General features: G+C 68.1%; 16 protein-coding genes. 10 read left to right on the top strand and 6 right to left on the bottom strand.

Features of this window, described 5'->3' with window-relative positions; translation table 11 throughout:
- Positions 1–79 precede the first annotated feature (79 nt).
- A complete protein-coding gene (locus J2X45_RS08480) occupies positions 80–835 on the top strand; it encodes a creatininase family protein (RefSeq protein ID WP_310213734.1) in 756 nt (251 codons plus the stop codon).
- Positions 836–943: 108 nt separating this feature from the next.
- On the opposite strand, the gene J2X45_RS08475 is transcribed toward J2X45_RS08480, so the two are convergent.
- Positions 944–1,918, bottom strand: a complete 975-nt coding sequence (locus tag J2X45_RS08475; RefSeq protein WP_310213732.1) for an XdhC family protein — start codon at positions 1,916–1,918, stop codon at positions 944–946.
- Between the two features lie 100 nt (positions 1,919–2,018).
- On the opposite strand from J2X45_RS08475, the gene J2X45_RS08470 reads away from it, so the two are divergent.
- The gene (locus tag J2X45_RS08470; protein WP_310214392.1) at positions 2,019–2,897 is read left to right on the top strand and encodes a bifunctional regulator KidO; all 879 of its coding nucleotides are present in this window, start codon (positions 2,019–2,021) and stop codon (positions 2,895–2,897) included.
- 166 nt (positions 2,898–3,063) lie between these two features.
- The gene (locus tag J2X45_RS08465) at positions 3,064–3,768 is read left to right on the top strand and encodes a cytidylyltransferase domain-containing protein (RefSeq protein WP_310213730.1); all 705 of its coding nucleotides are present in this window, start codon (positions 3,064–3,066) and stop codon (positions 3,766–3,768) included.
- A gap of 93 nt (positions 3,769–3,861) precedes the next feature.
- Here the strand turns inward: J2X45_RS08465 and ald are convergent, their stop codons facing one another.
- Complete coding sequence (ald, locus tag J2X45_RS08460; RefSeq protein ID WP_310213729.1) at positions 3,862–4,974, bottom strand: alanine dehydrogenase; 1,113 nt, start codon at positions 4,972–4,974, stop codon at positions 3,862–3,864.
- Between the two features lie 119 nt (positions 4,975–5,093).
- Here ald and J2X45_RS08455 point away from each other — a divergent pair, with 119 nt between their 5' ends.
- The 4 genes from J2X45_RS08455 (at position 5,094) to pbpC (ending at position 13,801) form a co-directional block, all read left to right on the top strand.
- Entirely contained in the window at positions 5,094–5,567 is a 474-nt protein-coding gene (locus tag J2X45_RS08455; RefSeq protein WP_310213728.1) for an Lrp/AsnC family transcriptional regulator, read from the top strand.
- 72 nt (positions 5,568–5,639) lie between these two features.
- A complete protein-coding gene (locus tag J2X45_RS08450) occupies positions 5,640–6,467 on the top strand; it encodes a carbonic anhydrase (RefSeq protein WP_310213727.1) in 828 nt (275 codons plus the stop codon).
- Positions 6,468–6,540: 73 nt separating this feature from the next.
- Positions 6,541–11,601 (top strand): alpha-2-macroglobulin, encoded by a 5,061-nt coding sequence (locus J2X45_RS08445; protein ID WP_310213726.1) that lies wholly within the window; start codon positions 6,541–6,543, stop codon positions 11,599–11,601.
- A 121-nt stretch (positions 11,602–11,722) separates the two neighbouring features.
- A complete protein-coding gene (gene pbpC, locus J2X45_RS08440; protein WP_310213725.1) occupies positions 11,723–13,801 on the top strand; it encodes a penicillin-binding protein 1C in 2,079 nt (692 codons plus the stop codon).
- 115 nt (positions 13,802–13,916) lie between these two features.
- Here pbpC and J2X45_RS08435 read toward each other — a convergent pair whose 3' ends face one another.
- The 3 genes from J2X45_RS08435 to J2X45_RS08425 are packed head-to-tail and all read right to left on the bottom strand — an operon-like array spanning position 13,917 to position 15,898.
- A complete protein-coding gene (locus J2X45_RS08435; RefSeq protein ID WP_310213724.1) occupies positions 13,917–14,543 on the bottom strand; it encodes a carbonic anhydrase in 627 nt (208 codons plus the stop codon).
- Positions 14,544–15,176, bottom strand: coding sequence for a maleylacetoacetate isomerase (gene maiA / locus J2X45_RS08430; protein WP_310213723.1), 633 nt, complete (start codon positions 15,174–15,176; stop codon positions 14,544–14,546).
- Between the two features lie 41 nt (positions 15,177–15,217).
- On the bottom strand, positions 15,218–15,898 hold the full coding sequence (locus J2X45_RS08425) for a fumarylacetoacetate hydrolase family protein (protein ID WP_310213722.1): 681 nt from the start codon (positions 15,896–15,898) through the stop codon (positions 15,218–15,220).
- Positions 15,899–16,199: 301 nt separating this feature from the next.
- Here J2X45_RS08425 and J2X45_RS08420 point away from each other — a divergent pair, with 301 nt between their 5' ends.
- Genes J2X45_RS08420 through J2X45_RS08410 form a run of 3 tightly spaced genes read left to right on the top strand, consistent with a single transcriptional unit; the run spans position 16,200 to position 21,110 of the window.
- Positions 16,200–17,084, top strand: coding sequence for an ABC transporter ATP-binding protein (locus J2X45_RS08420; protein WP_310213721.1), 885 nt, complete (start codon positions 16,200–16,202; stop codon positions 17,082–17,084).
- Between the two features lie 13 nt (positions 17,085–17,097).
- Positions 17,098–20,685: a M1 family aminopeptidase gene (locus J2X45_RS08415; protein ID WP_310213720.1), complete on the top strand. Its 3,588-nt coding sequence runs from the start codon at positions 17,098–17,100 to the stop codon at positions 20,683–20,685.
- Positions 20,682–21,110, top strand: coding sequence for a PaaI family thioesterase (locus J2X45_RS08410; RefSeq protein ID WP_310213719.1), 429 nt, complete (start codon positions 20,682–20,684; stop codon positions 21,108–21,110). Before J2X45_RS08415 ends, J2X45_RS08410 begins: the two co-directional genes overlap by 4 nt.
- On the opposite strand, the gene J2X45_RS08405 is transcribed toward J2X45_RS08410, so the two are convergent.
- Positions 21,111–21,737, bottom strand: coding sequence for a DUF4142 domain-containing protein (locus J2X45_RS08405; RefSeq protein WP_310213718.1), 627 nt, complete (start codon positions 21,735–21,737; stop codon positions 21,111–21,113). It lies immediately after the preceding gene.
- Positions 21,738–21,856 lie beyond the last annotated feature (119 nt).

The raw sequence follows: 21,856 nt of genomic DNA, 5'->3' as shown, positions 1-21,856 counted from the left end.
CGGCTTTCTGATCTGGGCAAGATGACGACCTTGTGCAGGCGGCGTAAAGCTAAGGCGTCGCCCTTGTCCGGAGTTTTTCATGCTGCTCGCCCTATCCACCTGGCCCGAGATCGAAACGCGCCTGAAGACCAGCCAGACGGTGGTGGTGCCGATCGGCTCCAACGAGCAGCACGGACCGACGGGCCTGCTGGGCACCGACTGGCTGTGTCCGGAGATCATCGCCCACGAGGCCAGCAAGCGCGCTGACGACAAGGTGCTGGTCGCCCCGACCTTCAACATCGGCATGGCCCAGCATCACCTGGCCTTTCCGGGCACCATCTTCCTGCGCCCGTCGACGTTTATCGCGGCGATCGGCGACTGGGTGCGGTCGCTGTCGGCGCATGGCTTTACGCGGATCTATTTCCTGAACGGCCACGGCGGCAATGTCGCCTCGATCGAGGCCGCCTTCTCGGAAATCTACGCCGACTACAGTTTCCGCCAGCAGCGCGCGCCGTTCGCCCTGAAGCTGAAGAACTGGTGGGACTTGGCCGGCGTCAACGCCCTGGCCAACCGGCAATTCCCGACGGGGCACGGCAGCCACGCCACCCCGTCCGAGATCGCGGTGACCCAGTGGGCCTACCCAGAGACGATCAAGACCGCGTCCTATTCGCCCCAGATCGCGCCGACCGGTCCGATCCGCGAAGCGCTGGACTTCCGCGCCCGCTACGCCGACGGTCGCATGGGCTCCGATCCCGCTCAGGCGACGCCCGAGAAGGGCGGCGAACTCGTGAGCATGGCGGCCAACGCCCTGATCGAGGACCTGGCGGCGTTCGCGGCGGAGACCGTTCCGCAATAGTCGTGGGACCGAAGCCTCGCCCTTCGACAGGCTCAGGGTGAGGCTTCTCAACGCCCCGACCGATCATTAGCCCTCATCCTGAGCTTGTCGAAGGAAGGGGGCGGTTCCTCAAGCCTCCACCGACCGCCGCGCCAGCGCCGGCTGGCCGTGGCGGGCGGCCATCACCTCGCCGATCACCGCGACGGCCACCTCGAACGGGGCCTTGCCGCCCAGGTCTAGGCCGATCGGGGCGCGCAACTTGGCCAGGTCCCGCTCGCTCAGCCCCGCCGCCTTCAGCCGCGCGAGGCGCTCGGGCAGGCGTCTCCGCGCGCCCAGCAGACCGACATAGGGCGCGGGGGAGGGCAGGGCCGTCATGAGGGCTGTGTGATCGTGCTCCGGGTCGTGGCCGCACACCGCGACCGCCGTCCAGGCGTCCAGTCCTATGGCTGTCAGCGCCTCTTCCAGCGGTTCACGGCGATAGGCGACCCCCGGCAGAGGCGGCGGCGCGGCCGGGCCCTTGGGGCGCAGCAGGAAGGTCTCATGGCCCGACTGCGCCGCGAGGCCGGCGATGGCCAGCGCGGTCGGATCGCCGCCGATTACCACCAGGCGGGGAACGGGATCGTAGGCGCGCTCGAATGCGCCAGGCCACGGGACTTGCGGCTCCTCGGCGCAGATTCGGCGCGCGCCGTCGCTGACCCAGAAGGCGGGCAGGCGCGCGGCGGCGAGGTCCAGCAGCGTTCGGGCCGCCAGGTCATCGGGAGCGATTCGCTCGACCAGGATTTCGATGCGGGCGCCGCACAGAAGACGGATGTCTGGCCAGGGACTGCCCTCGCCATAGACCAGCCGCCGCGCAACGCCGTCTTCCAGGCAGGCGCGGGCATGAAGCTCAACATCAGCCTCGATGCAGCCGCCGGACAGGAAACCCGAGATGAGTCCGTCGCCGAACACCATCTGCGCGCCCACAGGACGGGGACCGCCGCCGCCCAGGGCGACGATGGTCGCCAGGGTTGCGGGGCCTCTCGACAGCGCCTGGGCCAAGGCCGGGCGGGCGTCATCGACCAGGCCGTACATCGGCCAGGCGGGGTCTTTTACATCGAAGCTCATCGGCGCGACTTTAACCCCTCGTCAAGGTTCCAGAAACCGGATGTTCAAACCTTGGCGCGTAGCCTCCCCATCTGTTGGTGAGTTTCGCGCACGGATGGCGATGTCCATTTCGGTCTCAAAACTGGGTCTGGCGGCCGCTCAATTCGGCCTCGACGGCGGGAGTTCGTCCGCGCCGCGCGGTCGCTCGCCTGAAGCCGAAGCTCGCGACATCCTGAATATCGCCGCGCGGGCCAAGCTGTCGGTGCTGGACGCTTCGGGCCTGTTCGCGCGCGCCGAAACCGTGCTGGGCGACCTCATTCCACGCCCCGTTCCCTTCCGCGTGACGATCTCGACCGCCCGCGCCGATCGCGGCCCGGATTATGTCGAGGCCGAAGCGCGCGCCGCCCTGCGTCGAATCGGCGTCGAACGCGCCGAAGCCATCGTGGTCCACTCGCCCGCCGAGCTCTTCGGCCCGCATGGCGCGGCCCTGTGGGAACGCCTGCAGCGCCTGAAGGACCAGGGGCTGTTCGCCAAGATCGGCGTCTCGGCCCATGCGTCCGACGATCCGGTCGGCGTGGCCAAGCGCTTCAAGCCAGACATCCTGCAAGCCCCGGCGTCGCTGCTCGATCAGCGCCTGCTGGCCGATGGCTCGCTGCAGCGCATCGCCGGCATGGGCGTCGAGGTCCATCTGCGCTCGATTTTCCTGAACGGCCTGCTGTTCCTGCCGCCCGATCGTGTGCCCGCCCAGCTCAAGGGCGCGTCGGGCCGCCTGTCGCGCGTGCGCCGGATGATCGCCGAGGGTCGCTCGGACCCGTTGCAGGCCGCGCTTGGCTTTGCCTTGTCGCGTCCGGAAGGCTCGGCCGTGCTGGTCGGCGTCAACTCGGCCGCCGAGCTCTCGGCGGTGGTGGCCGCCGCTTCGAGCCCGCCGCCGGATCTCGACTGGGACGACATGGCCATCGACGATCCGGTGGCGCTCGACCCGCGACGTTGGGTCGCCTAACACCCGTCCGGAATCATCTCCGACAATAGGCCAATAGGACGGCGCGCGCCTTGTCGACGCGTTGTTCAGCACGCGTTAAGCGTGCCTGTTAATCTTGCGTAAGTTTCTGATTCATCGAGGTTTTATTCTTATCGCCTAGGGTGGTTTCAAGCCACGGAGACGCGTCATGATCCTCGCCGTCCTGCAAGCCCGCATGGGCTCGTCCCGCCTGCCCGGCAAGTCGATGGCCACGCTGCAGGGCGAGCCGATGATCGTCCGGCAACTCGAGCGTCTCCGGAGCGCGCGTTGCCTTTCGAAGATCATTGTCGCCACCAGCCAGGATACGGCCGACGACGCCTTGGCGGGTTTCCTGGTCTCGCGCGGCTACACCGTGCATCGGGGCGCCGGCGCCGACATCCTGGCCCGCATCGCGCGCTGCGCCGACGCGATCAGCGCTGTCAGCCATGTGGTTCGCCTGAAGGGCGACGCGCCGTTCATGGATCCGGGCGTGGTCGACGACGCGGTGCGCATGGCCCTGGCCAGCGGCGCGGACTACACCTCCAACCGCGTCCACCGCACCTATCCGGCAGGGCTTGAGGTCGAGGTCATCAAGGCGCGCGCCCTGCGTCAGGCCGCCGCCGAAGAACGCGATCCGACCGCGCGCATTTCACCCACCGCCGCCATTCGGTCCCAGCCGGAGCGCTGGAGCCAGGCCCACCTGCGCGCCGCGCGCGACTGCTCGCGGCTGGACTGGCGGGTCAAGACGGCCGCCGACCTCGCCTTCGCGCGCTCGGTCTACGACGCGCTTTATCCCAGCGATCCGGATTTCCGCATGGGCGACGTTCTCGACCTGGTCGAAAACCGTCAGGACATCGCCCGCTTCGCCGCCTGATTTCAGTACGCGTCAGTTCCTCTCCCAAAAACTAAAAAGGGCGCCGTGCGAGACCCGCGCGGCGCCCTTCTTCTGTCCGGTGAGCGGACGCCCTTACTTCCAGGCGCCGTAGGGATCGACCGAGGTCTTGCCGAGCGCCTCGGCCACGGCCGGATGGGTCAGTTCGCCCTTCAGCACGTTCAGGCCGCGGGCCAGGTGGACGTTGGTCTTCAGCGCGTCCAGGCCCTTGTCGGCCAAAGCCAGACCGAACGGCAGGGTCGCGTTGCCGAGGGCTTCCGACGACGTGCGCGGCGCCGCGCCCGGCATATTGGCCACGCAGTAGTGGACGACGCCGTCGACGGTGTAGGTCGGTTCGGCGTGGGTGGTCGGCTTGCTGGTTTCGAAGCAGCCGCCCTGGTCGATCGAGACGTCGACCAGCACCGAGCCCGGCTTCATCTGCTTGAGGTGCTCACGGCGCACCAGCTTGGGCGCGGCCGCGCCGGCGGTCAGCACCGCGCCGATGACCACGTCGGCCTTGAGGATCTCTTCTTCCACGGCCCCGAAGGTCGAGTAGCGGGTCAGGATACGGCCCTGATAGAGGTCGTCCAGTTCGCGCATGCGCGGGATCGAGCGCTCGAGCACCACCACCTCGGCGCCGAGCCCTGCGGCCATGCGCGCGGCGTTGCTGCCGACCACGCCGCCGCCCAACACGGCCACGCGCGCCGGTGGCACGCCGGGCACGCCGCTCAGCAGCAGGCCCATGCCGCCATTGTGCTTGAGCAGGGTTTCGGCCGCCGAGAAGACGGCGATACGGCCGGCGACTTCCGACATCGGGGCCAGCAGCGGCAGGCCGCCCTTGGCGTCGGTCACGGTTTCATAGGCGATCGCCGCGCAGCCGCTCTTGAGCAGGCCCTCGGTCTGGGCCGGATCGGGAGCCAGGTGCAGGTAGGTGAAGAGGATATGGCGCGGCTCTAGCTTTTCCCACTCGACCTTCTGCGGCTCCTTGACCTTCACGATCATGTCCGCGCCGGCGAAGACTGCAGCGGCGTCGGCGACGATGCTCGCGCCAGCCTTGACGTAGACGTCGTCGGCATAGCCGGCGCCGAGGCCCGCGCCCGACTGGACGATGACGGTATGGCCGTGGCCGACATATTCACGGACGGCCGTGGGGGTAAGTCCGACCCGGTGTTCGCCCGGTTTGATCTCGGAAGGGACGCCAACGCGCATGATGCTTCCTCCAAAAGCGCCTTGGCTGCGATCATGCGCCTCTTTCTTCGCAACTTTCTTGGTAATTTCGATCCCTGCGGACATCTTGATGCAGGAATCCTGCGTGCTATGGTCCATACATGAAGAAAGCCGCCGTAGAACTGGATGGTTTCGACCGGAAACTCCTCACCGCCCTGCAAAGGCGGGGGCGCGCCAGCTATGTCGAGCTGGGCGAGGCGGTCAGTCTGTCGGAGTCGGCCTGCCTGCGTCGCGTGCGGGCTCTCGAGGAGCAGGGCGTCATCAGCCGCTACGCGGCCGTGATCGATGAGCGCGCCGTGGGCCTGCCGCTCAGCGTGTTTGTGACGGTGACCCTGTCGTCCCAGGCCGAGAGCGCGCTCAGCGCGTTCGAGAAGGCCATCGCCAGCGTCCGCGAAGTGGCCGAGTGCTATCTGATGACCGGCGGCTCGGACTATCTGCTGCGGCTGGTCGTCCGCGACGTGGATGACCTGGAGCGCGTCCACGCTCAGGAACTGACGCGGATCCCCGGCGTGGTGCGGGTCAGCTCCAGCATCGCGATGCGGACCGTGGTCAAACGTGTCGAATTGCCGCTGTAGCGATCGGTTAACCTTGTCTTGAGCCGTCGTCGCCTATCGTCCCGCGGACTTCTAACCGCGTCGGGGGACGAGATGGTTTCGAGACGGCTGCTCCTGGGGGCGCTGGCTGGCATGGCCGCGCCGGCTCTGGCCTTCGCCGAGGGCGACGGACATGCGCCGAGCGTGCTGACCAAGAAGGGCCGGCGCACCGCCAGCGCCCTCAAGCATCAGGCCGGGGACAAGGCCGCGCTCGACAAGGCGATGGCCAGCGTCAAGCCGCTGGAGGCCGATCCGGCCCACGCGCCGGAAACCCATGCGCCGCCGCAGGAAGTTTCGCCTGACGAAGCCCTGGGCCGCCTCAAGCACGGCAACGGCATCTTCGCGCGCGGCGGGGCCAACCTGATGCTGCCCAGCCTGACGCGGATCAACGAGCTATCGAAGGGCCAGAAACCGTTCGCGATCATCGTCGGCTGCTCCGACAGCCGCGTGCCGCCCGAACTGGTCTTCAACTGCAATCTCGGCGAGCTGTTCGTGGTCCGCGTCGCCGGCTCCACCGTCAGCCGCGAAGGCCTGGGATCGATCATCTACGCCGTCGAGCATCTTGGCGCGCCGCTGATCGTGGTTCTGGGCCACACCAAGTGCGGCGCGGTCGGCGCGGCCGTCGATGTCGCCACCAAGTCGGCCCACCTGCACGGCGCGCTGCACGAGATGGTTCTGCCGATCCTGCCGGCCGTCACGGCGGCCGAGGCCAAGCATCCGGCTGATCTGCAAGACGCCGCCATCCGCCAGAACGTCCGCGACGTCGCCGGCCGGCTGAAGGTGGCCGACGGCGTGTTGGCCGAGAAGCTGGGGGAGGGGCGCTTGAAGGTGGTCTCAGCCTGCTACGATCTGGCCAGTGGCCTCGTGGCCTTCGACGCGTAACATCGTCATCCTGGCGCCGTTGACCCCCGTCGCCGCTTAGGCTCAAGTCCCCGAGGGGCTAAGCCGAAGGGGAATGACGATGTCGACGGACGAGACGCCGCCGGAAGGTGGCCGCGACTTCCGCGCGGCGCTACAGGCTCGCTGGAACGGTGCGCGCGAAGCGATCTCCCAGCGTTGGCCCGACTCCCTGAAAGGCCCTGTCGCCCTGGCCCTGGCCGGGGCGCTGGTGGTCGGCTTCGGCGGCGGCTTCGCGGTCGGCAAGGGCGGACATTTCTTCGGCGGCGGCAAGCCGGCCGGCGCGGAGTCGGTCAAGGGCGAGGCCTGGTCGCTGTTCGGCAAGCCGCGCTCGGCCAACGCGCCGCGTCGCGGCGTTCCCAAGCCCGAAGGCTTCGCCGTCTGGCAGACGCGCGTCGACAGCAGCGGTCCCGATCCGCTGGCCTGCATCCGCATGAGCCGGGATCTGGATCCGTCCAAGGCCTATGCCGACTTCGTGCTGGTGTCGCCCGACATCGGCCGCCAGCCCTCGGTCCGGGTGAAGGGCGACGAGCTGTGCCTGGGCGGGATCGGCTTCACCGACCATCGCATCACCCTGCTCAAGGGCCTGCCCGCCAAGGGCGGCGAGACCCTGGGCGCCAATGCCGACGTCGACTTCACGTTTGGTGAAAAGCCACCCTATGTCGGCTTCGCCGGCGACGGCGTGATCCTGCCGCGCGAGGAGTCCGACGGCGTCGCCATCGAGACGATCAACGTCCAGACCCTGGCGATCGAGGTCTGGCGCGTGCCGGACCGCAACCTCGTTCGCAAATCGATCAGCGCGCCGGAACCCACGGGAGAAGGCGACTGGGCCGGCGACTACGGAGAGGATTCCGTCGGCGACGACGGCCGCCAGGTCTGGAAAGGGACGGTGCAGGTCACCGGCGGCGCGACCGGCCAGAAGGCGACCACCGTCTTCCCGCTGGGCGCGGTGCTGAAGGACATGAAGGCCGGCGCCTTCGTCATCAAGGCGCGCGACGCCTCGGGCGGCCGCGATCCCGAGGACGGCGACAACAATCCGGCCCAGGCCCGGCGCTGGATCGTGTTCACCGACATGGCCATGCTGGCCTATGACGGCTCCGAGAGCCTGGACGTCGTGGTCCGCTCGCTGAAGAGCGCCAAGACGATGTCCGGCGTGCGCGTGACCCTGGTGGCCGCCGACGGCGAGTCGCTGGCCGAGGCCCAGAGCGACGCCGACGGCCGCGTGCGGTTCCTGCGCCCACTGCTGAAGGGCCAGGGCGCCGAGCGGGCCAAGATGGTCATGGCCTATGGCGCGCAAGGCGATCTGGCGGTGCTGGATCTGGACCGCTCGCCCGTGGACCTGTCCAAGCAGGGCGTGGGCGGTCGCACCGAGGGCGGGGTCGATGGTCGCAGCGTGGCCGCCGATATCGACGGCTACCTCTACGCCGACCGGGGCATCTATCGTCCGGGCGAGACGGTCCATCTAACCGCGATGATCCGTGACCGGATGGCCAAGGCCGTCAACGACCGCAAGGGCGAGATCATCGTCAAGCGGCCCTCGGGCGTCGAGTTCCGCCGCTATCCGTTCAGCCAGGCCAATGCCGGCGTGGCCCTGGCCGACATCGCCCTGCCGCGCTCGGCGCCGCGCGGGCGCTGGATGGCCGAGCTGCGTATCGAAGGGATCGAGGAGGCGACGGGCTCGCTGAGCTTCTCGGTCGAAGACTTCGCGCCGCAGCGCCTGGCCGTCACCGCGACGGGCCAGGAGTCCGTGCCGCTGGCCCTGGGCGACACGCGCAAGGTCGACGTTTCGGCTCGCTTCCTCTATGGCGCGCCAGGCGCGGGCCTGCAGACCCAGGGCGAGGCGCGCCTGCGCGCCGACACCGATCCGTTCCCGGCCTTCAAGGGCTTTGAATGGGGCGACCAGGGCAAGCCGTTCGAGGAGAAGTATCTCGACCTCGGCGCGACGGTGACCGACGGCGAAGGCCGCGCGATCCTGTCTGTGGGAACCGGGGATGTCGGCGACACCGCCCAGCCGCTGGTGGCCTCGGTCACTGCGTCCGTCTTCGAACCGGGCGGTCGCCCGGTCCGCGAGGGGCTGGACCTGAAAATCCGACCCAAGGCCGTCTATTACGGCGTCAAGGTCGAGCAGGGCGAGGCGGGCCAGGGCGATCCGCCTGTCAGCCTGGACCTGATTGCGGTCAACGCCGCCGGCCAGCGCATCGGCGCCACCGCGACCTACACCCTGGTGGCTGAGCGCTGGGACTATGACTGGTTCCAGCAGAACGGCCGCTGGCAATGGCGGCGCAGCAGCCGCGACGCCATCGTGGCCAAGGCGCAGGTCAATATCGGCGCGGGCCAGCCGGCCAAAATCACCCGCCGCCTGGGCTGGGGCGACTATCGCCTCGAGGTCGAGGGCGCCGACGGCGCGCGCAGCGTCACCCGCTTCTCGGCGGGCTGGGGCGCGCCGGCCCGCGAGGGCGAGGCGCCGGATGTCGTCCGCGTCACCGCCGGGACCAAGGCCTACGCGCAGGGCGACACGGTCGAGATCACCCTGAAGCCGCCCTATGCGGGTGAGGCCCAGATCGCGGTCGCCACCGATCGCCTGATTGACCTGAAGACCGTCAGCGTCGGGGAGAACGGGACGACCGTGCGCCTGAAGACCTCGGCCGCCTGGGGCGGCGGAGCCTATGTGATGGTCAGCGTGATCCAGCCGCGCGATCCGGTGGCTTCGCCCAAGCCGCGTCGGGCGCTGGGTCTCGTCTATGTCCCGATCGACCCCAAGGGCCGCAAGCTGACCGTGGACCTGGGGACGCCGACCAAGATCGACTCCAAGGCGCCGGTCGAGATCCCGGTGAAGGTGTCGGGCATGGGCCTAGGCCAGAAGGCGCGCATCACCATCGCGGCGGTCGACGAGGGCATCCTGCGCCTGACCCACCAGGAAAGCCCGGATCCGGTAAAGTGGTACTTCGGCAAGCGGGCCCTGACCCTCAACTACCGTGACGACTACGGGCGTCTGCTCGACCCGAACATGGGCGCGCCGGCCAATGTCAATTTCGGCGGCGACGAGATCGGCGGCGAGGGCCTGACGACCACCCCGATCAAGACCGTGGCCCTGTGGTCGGGCGTCGTGGAGACCGGCTTCGACGGCAAGGCGGTGGTCAAACTGCCGGCCGCCGACTTCAACGGCGAACTGCGCATCCAGGCCGTGGCCTGGACCGACGCCGCCGTCGGCTCGGCCTCCAAGCCGCTGACCGTGCGCCAGCCGGTGGTGGCGGACCTCAACCTGCCGCGCTTCCTGGCGCCGGGCGACCAGGCCTACGCCACGCTGGAGCTGCACAATGTCGAGGGCAGGCCGGGCGCCTACACCGCCGAGGCCTTCTCGGTGGGCGGGCTGAAGGTCGCCTTCAAGAAGGTGTTCCAGCTGGTGCTGGGTCAGCGCGTCGCCGAGAAGATCCCGTTCCTGGCGCCGGATGTCACGGGCGTGGGCAAGATCGGCTTCAAGGTCGCGGGCCCGGGCTTTGCGACCCAGAAGGACTACCCGATCCAGACCCGTCTGGGCTGGGGCGACATCGTGCGCACCACTACCGAGCCGCAGAAGCCGGGCGAGGCCTTCACGCCCTCTTACCCGCTGCTGGCGGGCCTGGCGGCGGGCGATGTGACGATGCAGGTCAGCTATTCGCCGATCCGGGGCTTTGACCCGTCGGCGATCGCCGTGGCGCTGCAGCGCTATCCTTACGGCTGCACCGAGCAGCTGGTCTCGACGGCCTACCCGCTACTTTACGCCCAGACCTTCTCCAATGACCCCAAGCTCAAGCGCACGCCGGCCGCGCTCGCGGGGGCGGTGGGCAAGCTGCTGGACCGTCAGACCCTGGACGGGGCCTTCGGTCTCTGGCGCGTGGGCGACGGCGAGGCTGATCCGTGGCTGGGCGCCTATGTCGTCGACTTCCTGCTGGAGGCGAAGGCTCAAGGCGTGGCGGTGCCGGACGCGGCCATCGACAAGGCCGTCAGCGCCATGCGCCAGGTCAGCCGCCCCGACGGCTGGGCCTCGGTCGCCTACCGCATGGAGTATCCGGGCTGGTGGGCCAGCAACGAGGACGCCTCCAAGAAGGCCACCGAACGGATGCGCCGCCGCGCCAGCGCCTACGCCCTGTATGTGATGGCCAAGGCCGGCAAGGGGGATCTGGCCCGCCTGCGCTGGTGGCACGACGTGCAGATGAAGGACGAGGACCAGCCGATCGCCAAGGCCTATGTCGCCGCGGGTCTGGCCCGCATGGGCGACAACGCCCGCGCCCGCTCGGCCATGCGCCAGGCGGTGAAGTCTCTGGGCTATCGCGACGAGCTGGACTGGTACCAGTCGACCCTGCGCGACACCGCCGTGCTGACCGCCTTGGCCGCCGAGTCCGGCATGATGGACGTGGCGCGCCAGATGCAGGGGCGCCTCGAGAACTCGGTCAAGGATCCCGACGCCCTCAACACCCAGGAGCAGGCGGCGCTGCTGCACGCGGCCAACGCCCTGATCAAGGCCTCGGGTCCGATCTCGATCCAGGCGACCGGGGCCAATCCGCTGCCGCCCGCCGGGGGGGCGCCCCGCTGGGCGGTGGGTAAGCTCACCGACGCCCGCTTCGTCAACACCGGCAAGGGCGTGCTGTGGCGGACGGTCAGCGTGCGCGGCACGCCGGTCGCCGCCCCGCCGGCCACCGCCAGCGGCCTTTCGGTAGGCAAGCGCCTACTGTCGATGGGCGGCGCGGCGATCGACCCGGCGAGCATCCGCCAGGGCGACCGGATCATCGTGCTGGTCTCGGGCCGCTCGCTGCAGGAACGCTCGGTGGCCCTGGTCGTCGACGACGCCCTGCCGGCCGGCTTCGAGATCGAGACCACCCTGGGCGCCGACGACGCCCAGAACGGTCCCTTCAAGTTCCTGGGCGAGCTGACCGCCGCCGACGTGCAGGAGAGCCGCGACGACCGCTTCATCGCGGCCCTGGACCTGGAGGGGAACAAGCCCTTCGCCCTGTCCTATGTGGCGCGGGCGGTGACGCCGGGCTCGTTCTTCCTGCCCGGCGCGGTGGCCAAGGACATGTACCGCCCGGCGGTCGTGGCCCGCTCGGACGCCGCGCGCGCGACCATCGCGCCGGGGCAATGATGCGTGACGGCCTATCGGCCTTCTTCCCCCTCTGGGGGAGGAGGGCCGCGGGCCCGGAGGGGGCGAGTCAGTGAGGGGTCTGGACGTTTCCGGCGGGGTTTCCCTGGATCGCCCCCTCCGGATGCTGCGCATCCTCCTCCCCCGGAGGGGGAAGACGAGCGATGGCGTCCCCCGGCTGACCAAGGTTCTGATCGCCGTCCTCGCCGCCGAGGTCGTGTTGTTCACGCTCAGCGCCGCCTTCCCACCCGACATGACCCGGGCCAAACAGTCCTCGGCGGTGGTGCTGGACCATCGTGGCGCCTGGCTGCGGGCCCTGCCGGTCGAGGATGGCCGCTGGCGGATCCGCGCCGATCTGGAGCGCACCGACGCGACGTTCCAGAAGCGCCTGATCAAGGTCGAGGACGCCCGCTTCTATCTCCACCTGGGCGTGGATCCGCTGTCGCTGATCCGGGCCGTGGGCTCGGCGGTGGTGCATGGCCGGGTGACCTCCGGCGCCTCGACCCTGACCATGCAGACCGCGCGCCTCTTGGAGCCGCGTCCTCGCACCCTGGGCGCCAAGCTGATCGAGATGGTCCGCGCCGTGCAGCTGGAGTCGCGCCTGTCCAAGCGCGAGATCCTGGCCCTCTACCTGACGCTCGCGCCCTATGGCGGCAATCTGGAGGGCGCGCGGGCCGCCAGCCTCAGCTATTTCGGCCATGAGCCGTCCAGCCTGACCGATGGCGAGCAGGCCCTGCTGATCGCCCTGCCGCAGTCGCCCGAAGCCCGCCGCCCGGACCGTCGGCCTGAAGCGGCCAAGGCGGCGCGGCGTGTGGTGCTGGACAAGATGGTGCGGGGCGGAACTATCAGCGAGGCCGCCGCCTACGAAGCCGAGAACGAGCCCCTGCCGCGTCGGGCCGCCTTCCCGACCCTGGCCTGGCATGCGGCCGGCGAGCTGGCGCGGGCTGCGCCCAAGGGCCAGGCCAGCGTGGTCTCGACCCTGGACGCCGACCTGCAGTCGCGCCTGGAGCCGATGGCCGCGGCCGTCGCCGCCGCCCAGGGGCCGGACGCCACCGCCGCGATCATCGTGGTCGAGATCCGTAATCGGGCGGTGCGGGCTTCGGTGGGCTCGGCGGGCAGGGACCGGGCGGGCGGCTGGGTCGACATGACCCGCGCTTTGCGGTCGCCAGGCTCGGCGCTGAAGCCGTTCATCTACGCGATGGCCATGGACGATGGCCTCGTGGCCGCCGACACCCAGCTGACCGACAGCGCCACGCGCTTCGCCGACTATCAGCCCGAGAACTTCGACCGGGTGTTCCACGACAAGGTCACGGTGCGCGAGGCGCTCACCCATTCCCTCAACGTCCCGGCCGTCGCCACCTTGGAGAAGCTGGGGCCTGAGGCCTTTGCAGGTCGGATCGAGGCGGCCGGCGCGCATCTGGCGCGGCCCAAGGCGCAGCTGAAGGAGGCGGGCCTGGCCCTGGCCTTGGGCGGCGAGGGCATAACCTGGCGTGACCTCGTCATGCTGTACGCCGCGCTGGGCGACAACGGGATCGCCAAGCCCCTGGCCTGGACGCAGGCGGACGCCAAGGCTCGCGAGAAGGCTGGTGGAACCCGGCTCGTCCGGCCCGAGGCGGCCCGGCAGGTGCTGGACATCCTGCGCGAGGCCCCGTCGCCGAAGGGCCGCGCGCCCTCGGCCCTGACCCGGGGCGGGCCGTCGATGGCGTTCAAGACCGGCACGTCTTACGGGTTCCGTGACGCGGTGGCGGCCGGGGTGGTCGGGGGCTATGCGATCCTGGTCTGGACCGGCCGCGCCGATGGCGGCGCGCGTGGCGGGCTCACCGGACGCGACGCGGCGTTGCCGCTGTTGTTCGACGTGGCCGATGCGATCGGCGCCCAGAGCTCCGCGCCCCGGCCCATCGCGCCCAAGTCCGCGCCGTTGGCGTTGCAGAAGTTGCGCGCCGCCGATGAAGGCCCGCGCCTGATCTTCCCGCCTGACGGAGCGGCGGTGCAGGTCGAGGCTCTAGGCTCCAAGGCGCGAGGCCTCGTCCTCGCCGCCGAGGGCGAGGGGCTGACCTGGTACGTGGAGGGCGCGCCGCTGGACCTGGACCCTGTCAGCGGCCGCGCGATCTGGAAGCCTGCCGCGCCGGGCTTCTACAGGCTCACCGTGGTGGACGCGGAGGGGCGCAAGGCCGCCGCCCGCGTGAGAATTCGCGGGGGATAGACCCCAGAGCCTTTAGCCTGAAATCGGAATCGATTTCAGGCGTTAAAAAGGCTCTAAATCAGATACTTAGAGCGTGAGAATAGCCGAAACCGGTTCCCACTTTCGGCCTCACGCTCTAGCCGGGCTGGCCGACGGCCCGCTGATAGTCTTCCAGCCCGGCGATCCCGACATTGAGGTCGTTTACGAGGCCGTCAGCCAGCGAATAGACCCAGCCGTGCACGGCCAGGGACTGGCCGCGCGCCCAGGCGTCCTGCACGAAGACGTCCGAGGCGACGTTGCGGACCTGGCGCGTGACGTTCAGCTCGGTCAGGCGATCGAGCCGGGCGCGCTCCTCGGGGATGGCTTCCAGTTCGTGGCGATGCTCGGCGTGGACCTCGCGGATCGGGTGCAGCCAGTGGTCGACAAGGCCCCGGCGCTTGCCGTCGATAGCCGCCGCCACGCCGCCGCAGCCGTAGTGGCCCACGACCATGATGTGCTTGACCTTCAGGACGTCGACCGCGAATTGCAGGACGCTCAGATAGTTGGCGTCCTGGGGCGGGGCGAGGTTGGCGACGTTGCGGTGCACGAACAGCTCGCCCGGATCCAGGCCGACGATCTCATTGGCCGGCACGCGGCTGTCGCTGCAGCCGATCCACAGATATTCGGGGCTCTGCTGATTGGCGAGGCGCTTGAAGAACTCGGGATCGACCGCAGTCTTGCTCTTCGACCAGGCGGCGTTGTTGGCTTTCAGGTCCTCAAGCATCTAGCGCTCCGGGTGGTGATCAGGGTGGGCGGCGGCGATGGCCGGATGCGCCCGAGCGTGGGCGGCGGCGGCTTCGATGGCCGGGAACGGTGACAGGTCGACGTTGAAGCGATTGGCGTTGAACACTTGCGGCACCAGAAGGCAGTCGACCAACCCAGGCGCGTCACCGAAGGCGTAGCCTCGGCCATGCTGGGCGATCATCGGCTCTAACGCCGCGAAGCCGTCCCGGATCCAGCGGGCCACCCAGGCGTTGCGGGCCGGTTCGTCGATCTCAAGCGCGGTCAGCTGACGGAGGATGCGGAGATTGTTCAGCGGGTGGATATCGCAGGCGATGATCTCGGCCATCGCCCGCACCGTCGCGCGGTCGAAGGCGCTCGTCGGCAGCAAGGGGTGGTCTGGAAAGGTCTCGTCCAGCCATTCGAGGATGGCGAGACTCTGGGTCAGGGGGCGGCCGTCCACCTCGAGCGTTGGCACCAGGGCTTGAGCGTTCAGGGCGCGATAGGCGTCATCCTGATGGGCGTTGGCCACCAGATCCACGGGGCGGAGTTCGAACGCCAGGCCCTTCAGGTTCAGGCCGATCCGCACCCGATAGGGCGCGCTGGCGCGCTTGGCGCTGTGCAGGACGAGCTTCATCGAAGCCTCTCTTCAAAGACGGCGGGATCGTACTGGCGGGGTCAGGCCAGGGTGAACTCCAGGCGGCCGACGCCCTCGATCTCGCCCACGATCTTGTCGCCGCGCACGATGGCGGCGACGCCTTCGGGGGTGCCGGTGAAGATCAGGTCGCCGGCGGCGAGGGTCCAGAGCTCGCTGGCCTTGGCGATCACCTCGCCGATGTTCCAGATCATATCGCCGACCAGGCCGTGCTGGCGGGCTTGGCCGTTGACTGACAGCGTCACTGCAGCCTCGGCCGCAGGAGCCTCCATCACGCGGATGGCGCTGATCGGCGCGCTCTGGTCGAAGCCCTTGGCCGCCTCCCAGGGCTGGCCCTTGGCCTTGGCCGCAGCTTGCAGGTCGCGGCGGGTCAGGTCGACGCCGACGGCGTAGCCGAAGACGCAGGCCAGGGCCTGTTCGATCGACAGGTTCGCGCCGCCGGCCTTCAGGGCCACCACCAGCTCGATTTCGTGATGCAGGTCGTTGGTCGCTGACGGATAGGCGATCTCCGCAGCCAGCGGCGCGACCGCATCGGCGGGTTTGGCGAAGAAGAACGGCGGATCGCGGTCGTCGCCGCCCATCTCGCGGCGGTGGGCGGCGTAGTTGCGGCCGACGCAGAGGATGCGACGCACCGGAAACACAGCGTCCGATCCCTCCACAGGGACCGTCGGGATGGCGTGCGGGGGAAAAGCGTAGGTCGTCATGGCGCTTCCTGTAGACCCAAAAGCAGCGTGCCAAAACCCCGGTCGCGCAACCGTGAAAGTCTGGACTCAAAATGGCCGCCGTTCCGCAAAGAGATGGTTGAACAGCCGGTCTAAACGTTCTTTCACTTGCCGCCGCGCTCGCCGTCGAGTCATCTCACCGCCGGGGACTAGGGCTTAGGCCCGTCGGGCGGGTGGCGACACCCGGGCCGACGGACGCCAAATTGGAAACTTTGGAGTCTGGCTCCGCCGCGCCGTGTTGGTCGGCGGCGGTCCGGCTTCCATCGGGGGCATTAGGAAGACCATGCTGATCATCGAGAATCTGACCCACGTCTACGGCAACGGCACCCGCGCCCTGGACGAGGTCAGCCTGACGATCCCCCGCGGCATGTACGGCCTGCTGGGGCCCAACGGCGCCGGCAAGTCGACCTTGATGCGCACCATCGCCACCCTGCAGGCGCCGACCGCGGGCCACATCCGCTTCGGCGACATCGACGTGCTCAAGCACCCCGAAGAGCTGCGCAAGACGCTGGGCTACCTGCCGCAGGATTTCGGCGTCTATCCGCGCGTGTCCGCCTACGACATGCTCGACCACATGGCCGTGCTTAAGGGGATCGCCGGCGGCAAGGAACGCAAGGAAACCGTCGAGAACCTGCTCAACCAGGTCAACCTGTGGGACGTGCGCAAGAAGGCGATCGCCGGCTTCTCGGGTGGCATGCGCCAGCGCTTCGGCATCGCCCAGGCCCTGATCGGCGATCCGCGCCTGATCATCGTCGATGAGCCGACGGCGGGCCTCGACCCCGAGGAGCGCAACCGCTTCCTCAACCTCCTGGCCGAGATCGGCGAGAACGTGGTCGTGATCCTGTCGACCCACATCGTCGAGGACGTCTCCGACCTCTGCCCGGCCATGGCGATCATCTGCAACGGTCGCATCGTGCGCGAAGGCGCCCCGGCCGACCTGGTGGCCCAGCTGAAGGGCCGCATCTGGAAGAAGATCATCGACAAGGCCGAGCTGGAGGCCGCCAAGGCGCAGTACAAGGTCATCTCCACGCGCCTGCTGGCCGGTCGCACCGTGATCCACATCGAGTCCGACACCGATCCGGGCGCGGGCTTCACCCCCGTCGAGGGCGGGCTGGAGGACGTCTACTTCTCCACCCTGTCGTCCACCCGCTCGCGCCAAGCAGCGTAAGGAGGACGAGCCGATGTTTGGCAAGATCGCGGGCTTTGAGCTCCGCTACCAGCTGAAGTCGCCCGTGTTCTGGGTGGTGGCGGTCATCTTCTTCCTGATGACGTTCGGCGCGGCGACGATCGATCAGATCCGGATCGGCGGCGGCGGCAATATCCACAAGAACGCCCCCTATGCGATCGCCCAGACGCACCTGATCCTGGCGATCTTCTACATGTTCGTGACCACGGCCTTCGTGGCCAATGTGGTCGTGCGCGACGACGAGACGGGCTTTGGGCCGATCCTGCGGTCCACGCGGATCCGCAAGTTCGACTATCTGTATGGCCGCTTCACCGGCGCGTTCCTGGCGGCGGCGATCTCGTTCCTGGTCGTGCCGCTGGCCATTTTCGTGGGCTCGTTCATGCCCTGGGTCGACCCCGAGCGGCTGGGCCCCAACGATCTGAACGCCTACCTCTTTTCCTATTTTGCGCTGGCCTTGCCGGCGATCCTTCTGACCTCGGCGATCTTCTTCGCCCTGGCCACCGTCACCCGCTCGATGATGTGGACCTATGTCGGCGTCATCGCCTTCCTGGTTCTGTATATCGTCGCCGGCATCGCGCTGGATCGACCTGAATACGAGAAGGGCGCGGCGCTGTGGGAGCCGCTGGGCACCGCCGCCTTTGGCCTGGCGACCAAGTACTGGACCGCCAGCGAGCGCAACACTCTGACGCCGCCGCTGGCCGGCGCGCTGCTGTTCAACCGCGTGTTCGTTCTGGCTCTGGCGGCCGGCTTCCTGGCGCTCGCCTACAGCCTGTTCCGCTTCCAGTCGGCGGAGCTGTCAGGTCAGCGCAAGGGAGCCAAGAAGGCCAAGGTCGCAGCGGCCGAAAGCGCGCCCGTCGCCTCCGGCCCGTTGCCGACCCCGGTGTTCGACCGCCGGACGGCCTGGGCCCAGCTGATCGTCCGCACGCGCCTCGACATGGGCCAGGTGTTCAAGAGTCCAGCCTATTTCGTGCTGCTGTTCCTGGGTCTGGCCAACGCCATGGGCTCGCTGTGGTTCGCCACCGAGGCCGGCCGTTATGGCGGGGTCGTCTATCCGGTGACTCGGATCCTGCTCTTTCCGCTGCTGGGTTCGTTCGGCCTGATCCCAATCATCATCGCCATCTACTATTCGGGCGAACTGGTCTGGCGCGAGCGGGAGCGCAAGACTCACGAGATCATCGACGCCACCCCGGTTCCCGACTGGGCGTTCGTCGTCCCAAAGACCCTGGCGATCAGCCTTGTGCTGATCTCAACCCTGCTGATCAGCGTGCTCGCCGCCGTGCTCAGCCAGGTGTTCCACAGCTATTTCAACTTCGAGCTTGAGAAGTACCTTCTCTGGTATGTGCTGCCGCAGGCGCTGGATTTCATCCTGCTCGCCGTGCTGGCCGTGTTCCTGCAGACGATCAGCCCGCACAAGTTCATCGGCTGGGCGCTGATGGTGATCTACATCGTCAGCACCATCACGTTCACGAACCTCGGTTTCGAGCACAAGCTCTACAACTACGGCGCCACCACCGACACGCCCTTCTCCGACATGAACGGCCTGGGCAAGTTCTGGATCGGCGCCTGGTGGCTGCGGGCCTATTGGACGGCCTTCGCGCTGGTGTTGCTGGTGCTGGCCTATGGCCTGTGGCGGCGTGGGACGGAAAGCCGCCTGCTGCCGCGTCTTCGCCGACTGCCGCTGCGCCTGAACGGGGGGGGCGGGGCGCTGATGGGCGTGTCGCTGGTCGCCTTCGCGGCCCTGGGCGGGTTCATCTACGTCAACACCAACGTCTGGAACGAGTACCGCACCAATATCGACGGCGAGAAGTGGCAGGCTGACTACGAAAAGACCCTGCTGCCGTTCGAAAACGTTCCTCAGCCCAAGATCATCGCCCAGACTCTGCAGGTCGACATCCAGCCTCATGCGCCGAGCCTGGAGACCAAGGGCTCGTATGTCCTCGAGAACAAGACGGGCGCGGCGCTGAAGGAAATCCACGTCCGCTTCGATCGCGACCTACAGGTCAAGGGCCTGTCGATCGAGGGCGCGCGACCCAAGAAGACCTTCGAGAAGTTCAACTACCGCATCTTCGCCTTCGACACGCCCATGGCGCCCGGCGAGCAGCGCAAGATGAGCTTCATCACCCTGCGCGCCCAGCGCGGCTTCCCCAACAGCGGCGCCGAGACGCGGGTCGTCGACAATGGGACCTTCGTCAATAACCTGGAGATCGCGCCGATCCTGGGCATGTCGCGCGACGGCCTGCTGGCCGACCGCGCCAAGCGCCGCAAGTACGGCCTGCCGCCCGAGCAGCGCATGGCCAAGCTGGGCGATGTCCCCACCCGGCAGTTCCACCAGCTGCGCAAGGACGCCGATTTCATCCGCTCCGACATCACGGTGACCACCGTCGCCGACCAGACGCCGATTGCGCCCGGCTACAAGGTGTCCGACACGGTCAAGAACGGCCGCCGCACCGCCCGCTTCGTCACCGAGGCGCCGATCATGCCGTTCGTCTCGATCCAGTCGGCGCGCTACAAGGTGGCTGAGGAGACCTACAAGGGCGTCCAGCTGGCGGTCTATTACGATCCCCAGCACGCCTGGAACATCGACCGGATGAAGACGTCGATGAAACGGTCGCTGGACTATATGGGGACCAACTTCAGCCCCTATCAGTTCCGCCAGCTGCGCTACCAGGAGTTCCCGGACTACGCCCAGTTCGCGCAGTCGTTCGCCAACACCATTCCGTGGTCGGAAGGGATGTTCTTCATCTCCGATTACCGCGACCCGACCAAGATCGACATGGTCACCTATGTCGGCGCGCACGAGATCGGCCACCAGTGGTGGGCCCACCAGGTGGTCGGCGCCGACCAGCAGGGCGCGGCCATGCTGACCGAGACCTTCGCCCAGTACTCGGCCCTGATGGTGATGAAGCACACCTATGGCGAGGACCAGATCCGCAAGTTCCTGAAGTTCGAACTGGACAGCTATCTGCGCGCGCGGGGCGGCGACGTGATCGACGAGCAGCCGCTCTACAAGGTCGAGAACCAGCCCTACGTCTATTATCGCAAGGGTTCGCTGGTCATGTACCGGCTGCAGGACCAGATCGGCGAAGAGGCGGTCAACCGCGCCCTGCGCAAGCTGATCGCCGATTTCGCCTTCAAGGGCGCGCCGTATCCGACGACGCTGGACTTCCTGGCGGCGCTGCGGGCCGAGGCGCCCGCCGACAAGCAGGCGCTGATCACCGATCTGTTCGAGAAGATCACGCTGTATGACCTGAAGACCAAGACCGCTTCGGTGAAGAAGCGGGCGGATGGCAAGTTCGACGTTACGGTCGTGGTCGACGCCCAGAAGAAGTACGCCGACGGCAAGGGCAAGGAGACGGGCGCCGCCCTGAACGAGACGATGGAGATCGGCCTCTTCACCGCCAAGCCGGGCGACAAGGGCTTCGCCGCCAAGAACGTCGTGCTCTATCAGCGCCGGCCGATCCGCTCGGGCGAGAACCGCTTCACCTTCACCGTCGACAAGGCGCCGACCTTCGCGGGGATTGACCCGTACAACACGGTCATCGACCGCAATGGCGACGACAATACGGTCAAGGTCGGCGGGTGAGCGACGGGGGCGAGATCCGGATGGATGCGGGGGCGCTGAACGCGTTCCTGCATCGCGCCTTCCCGGAGGTTGATCCGGCCCAGATGCCACAGGTTCTGGAGGTCGAGGCGGGGCGGGCTCTGCTGAAGCTGCCCTATGCGTCCCGGCAACTGCGGCCGGGCGGCGTGATCTCTGGCCCGACGATGATGAGTCTGGCGGACACCGCCGCCTACGCCATGATCCTGGCGCGGATCGGCGAGGTGGCGCTGTCTGTGACCACCTCGCTCAACATCCATTTTCTCAGGGGTTGCAAGCCGGGCGACCTCTATGCCGAGGCCACCCTGCTCAAGCTCGGCCGCCGCATCGCGACGGTCGACGTTCTGATGTGGACCGAAGGGCGCGAGCGGGCCGCCGCCAAGGCGACGGTCGCCTACGCCATTCCCTGACTATTGACGGGCCTTGGCCACGTTCTCGCCGGTTTCGAAGCCCTTCTTAAGGCCCTCGGCCATGTTCAGGTGCTCCTGAACCTTCGGCGCGGTTTCGGCGGCGAAGGTCTTCAGCGTCGGCGTGTCGCCGTCCTGGGCGTAGCGCTGCAGGAGGTTCAGGGCCGACTGATGCGCGTCGACCATGGCGTCGGCGTATTCCTTGTCGAAGTCCTTGGGATCAGCCTTCGACAGATCGTCCAGCTCGTCCTGCATGTCCTTCGACAGCATGGTCGGCAGGGTGATGGTGGCGCCCGAGGCCGAGATCGCCGACTTCAGACCATCGCTGGTCTTCTTATGGGCGGTCTCCATCATCATCGCGAACTTCTTGACCGACGGATTGGTCGAGCGCGAGGCGGCCAGCTTGGCGGCTTCGATCTCGAACATGTCGTTGTCGGCCATCTTGGTGGCGAACACGCCGGCCTTGGTTTCGTCGGCCAGCGTCGGCACCGTGGCGGCGGGGTTGGCGTCAGGCGTCGCAGCCTGTTCGGCCGGCGTCGCAGCGCCCTTGGTTTCATCGGCCTTTTGGCCGCAGGCGGCGAGACTCAGCGCGGCGACGGCGGCGCCGACGACGAGAAAATGACGGGTCATGGCTGTCTTTCCCTGGGGTTCATTATGTAGTGAGGGTCTCTTCGATGAGAGATCGGGGCCGGCGCCGCGGTTCGCCGTCGTGCCATAAAGAACATCACGGGGCCGTGATCGGTTCCTCA

It is taken from the genome of Caulobacter sp. BE264 (assembly GCF_031457805.1).
GTDB lineage: Bacteria > Pseudomonadota > Alphaproteobacteria > Caulobacterales > Caulobacteraceae > Caulobacter.
Note: the sequence above shows the minus strand (reverse complement) of the source record. Positions and strands in the feature narration are given on the sequence as shown.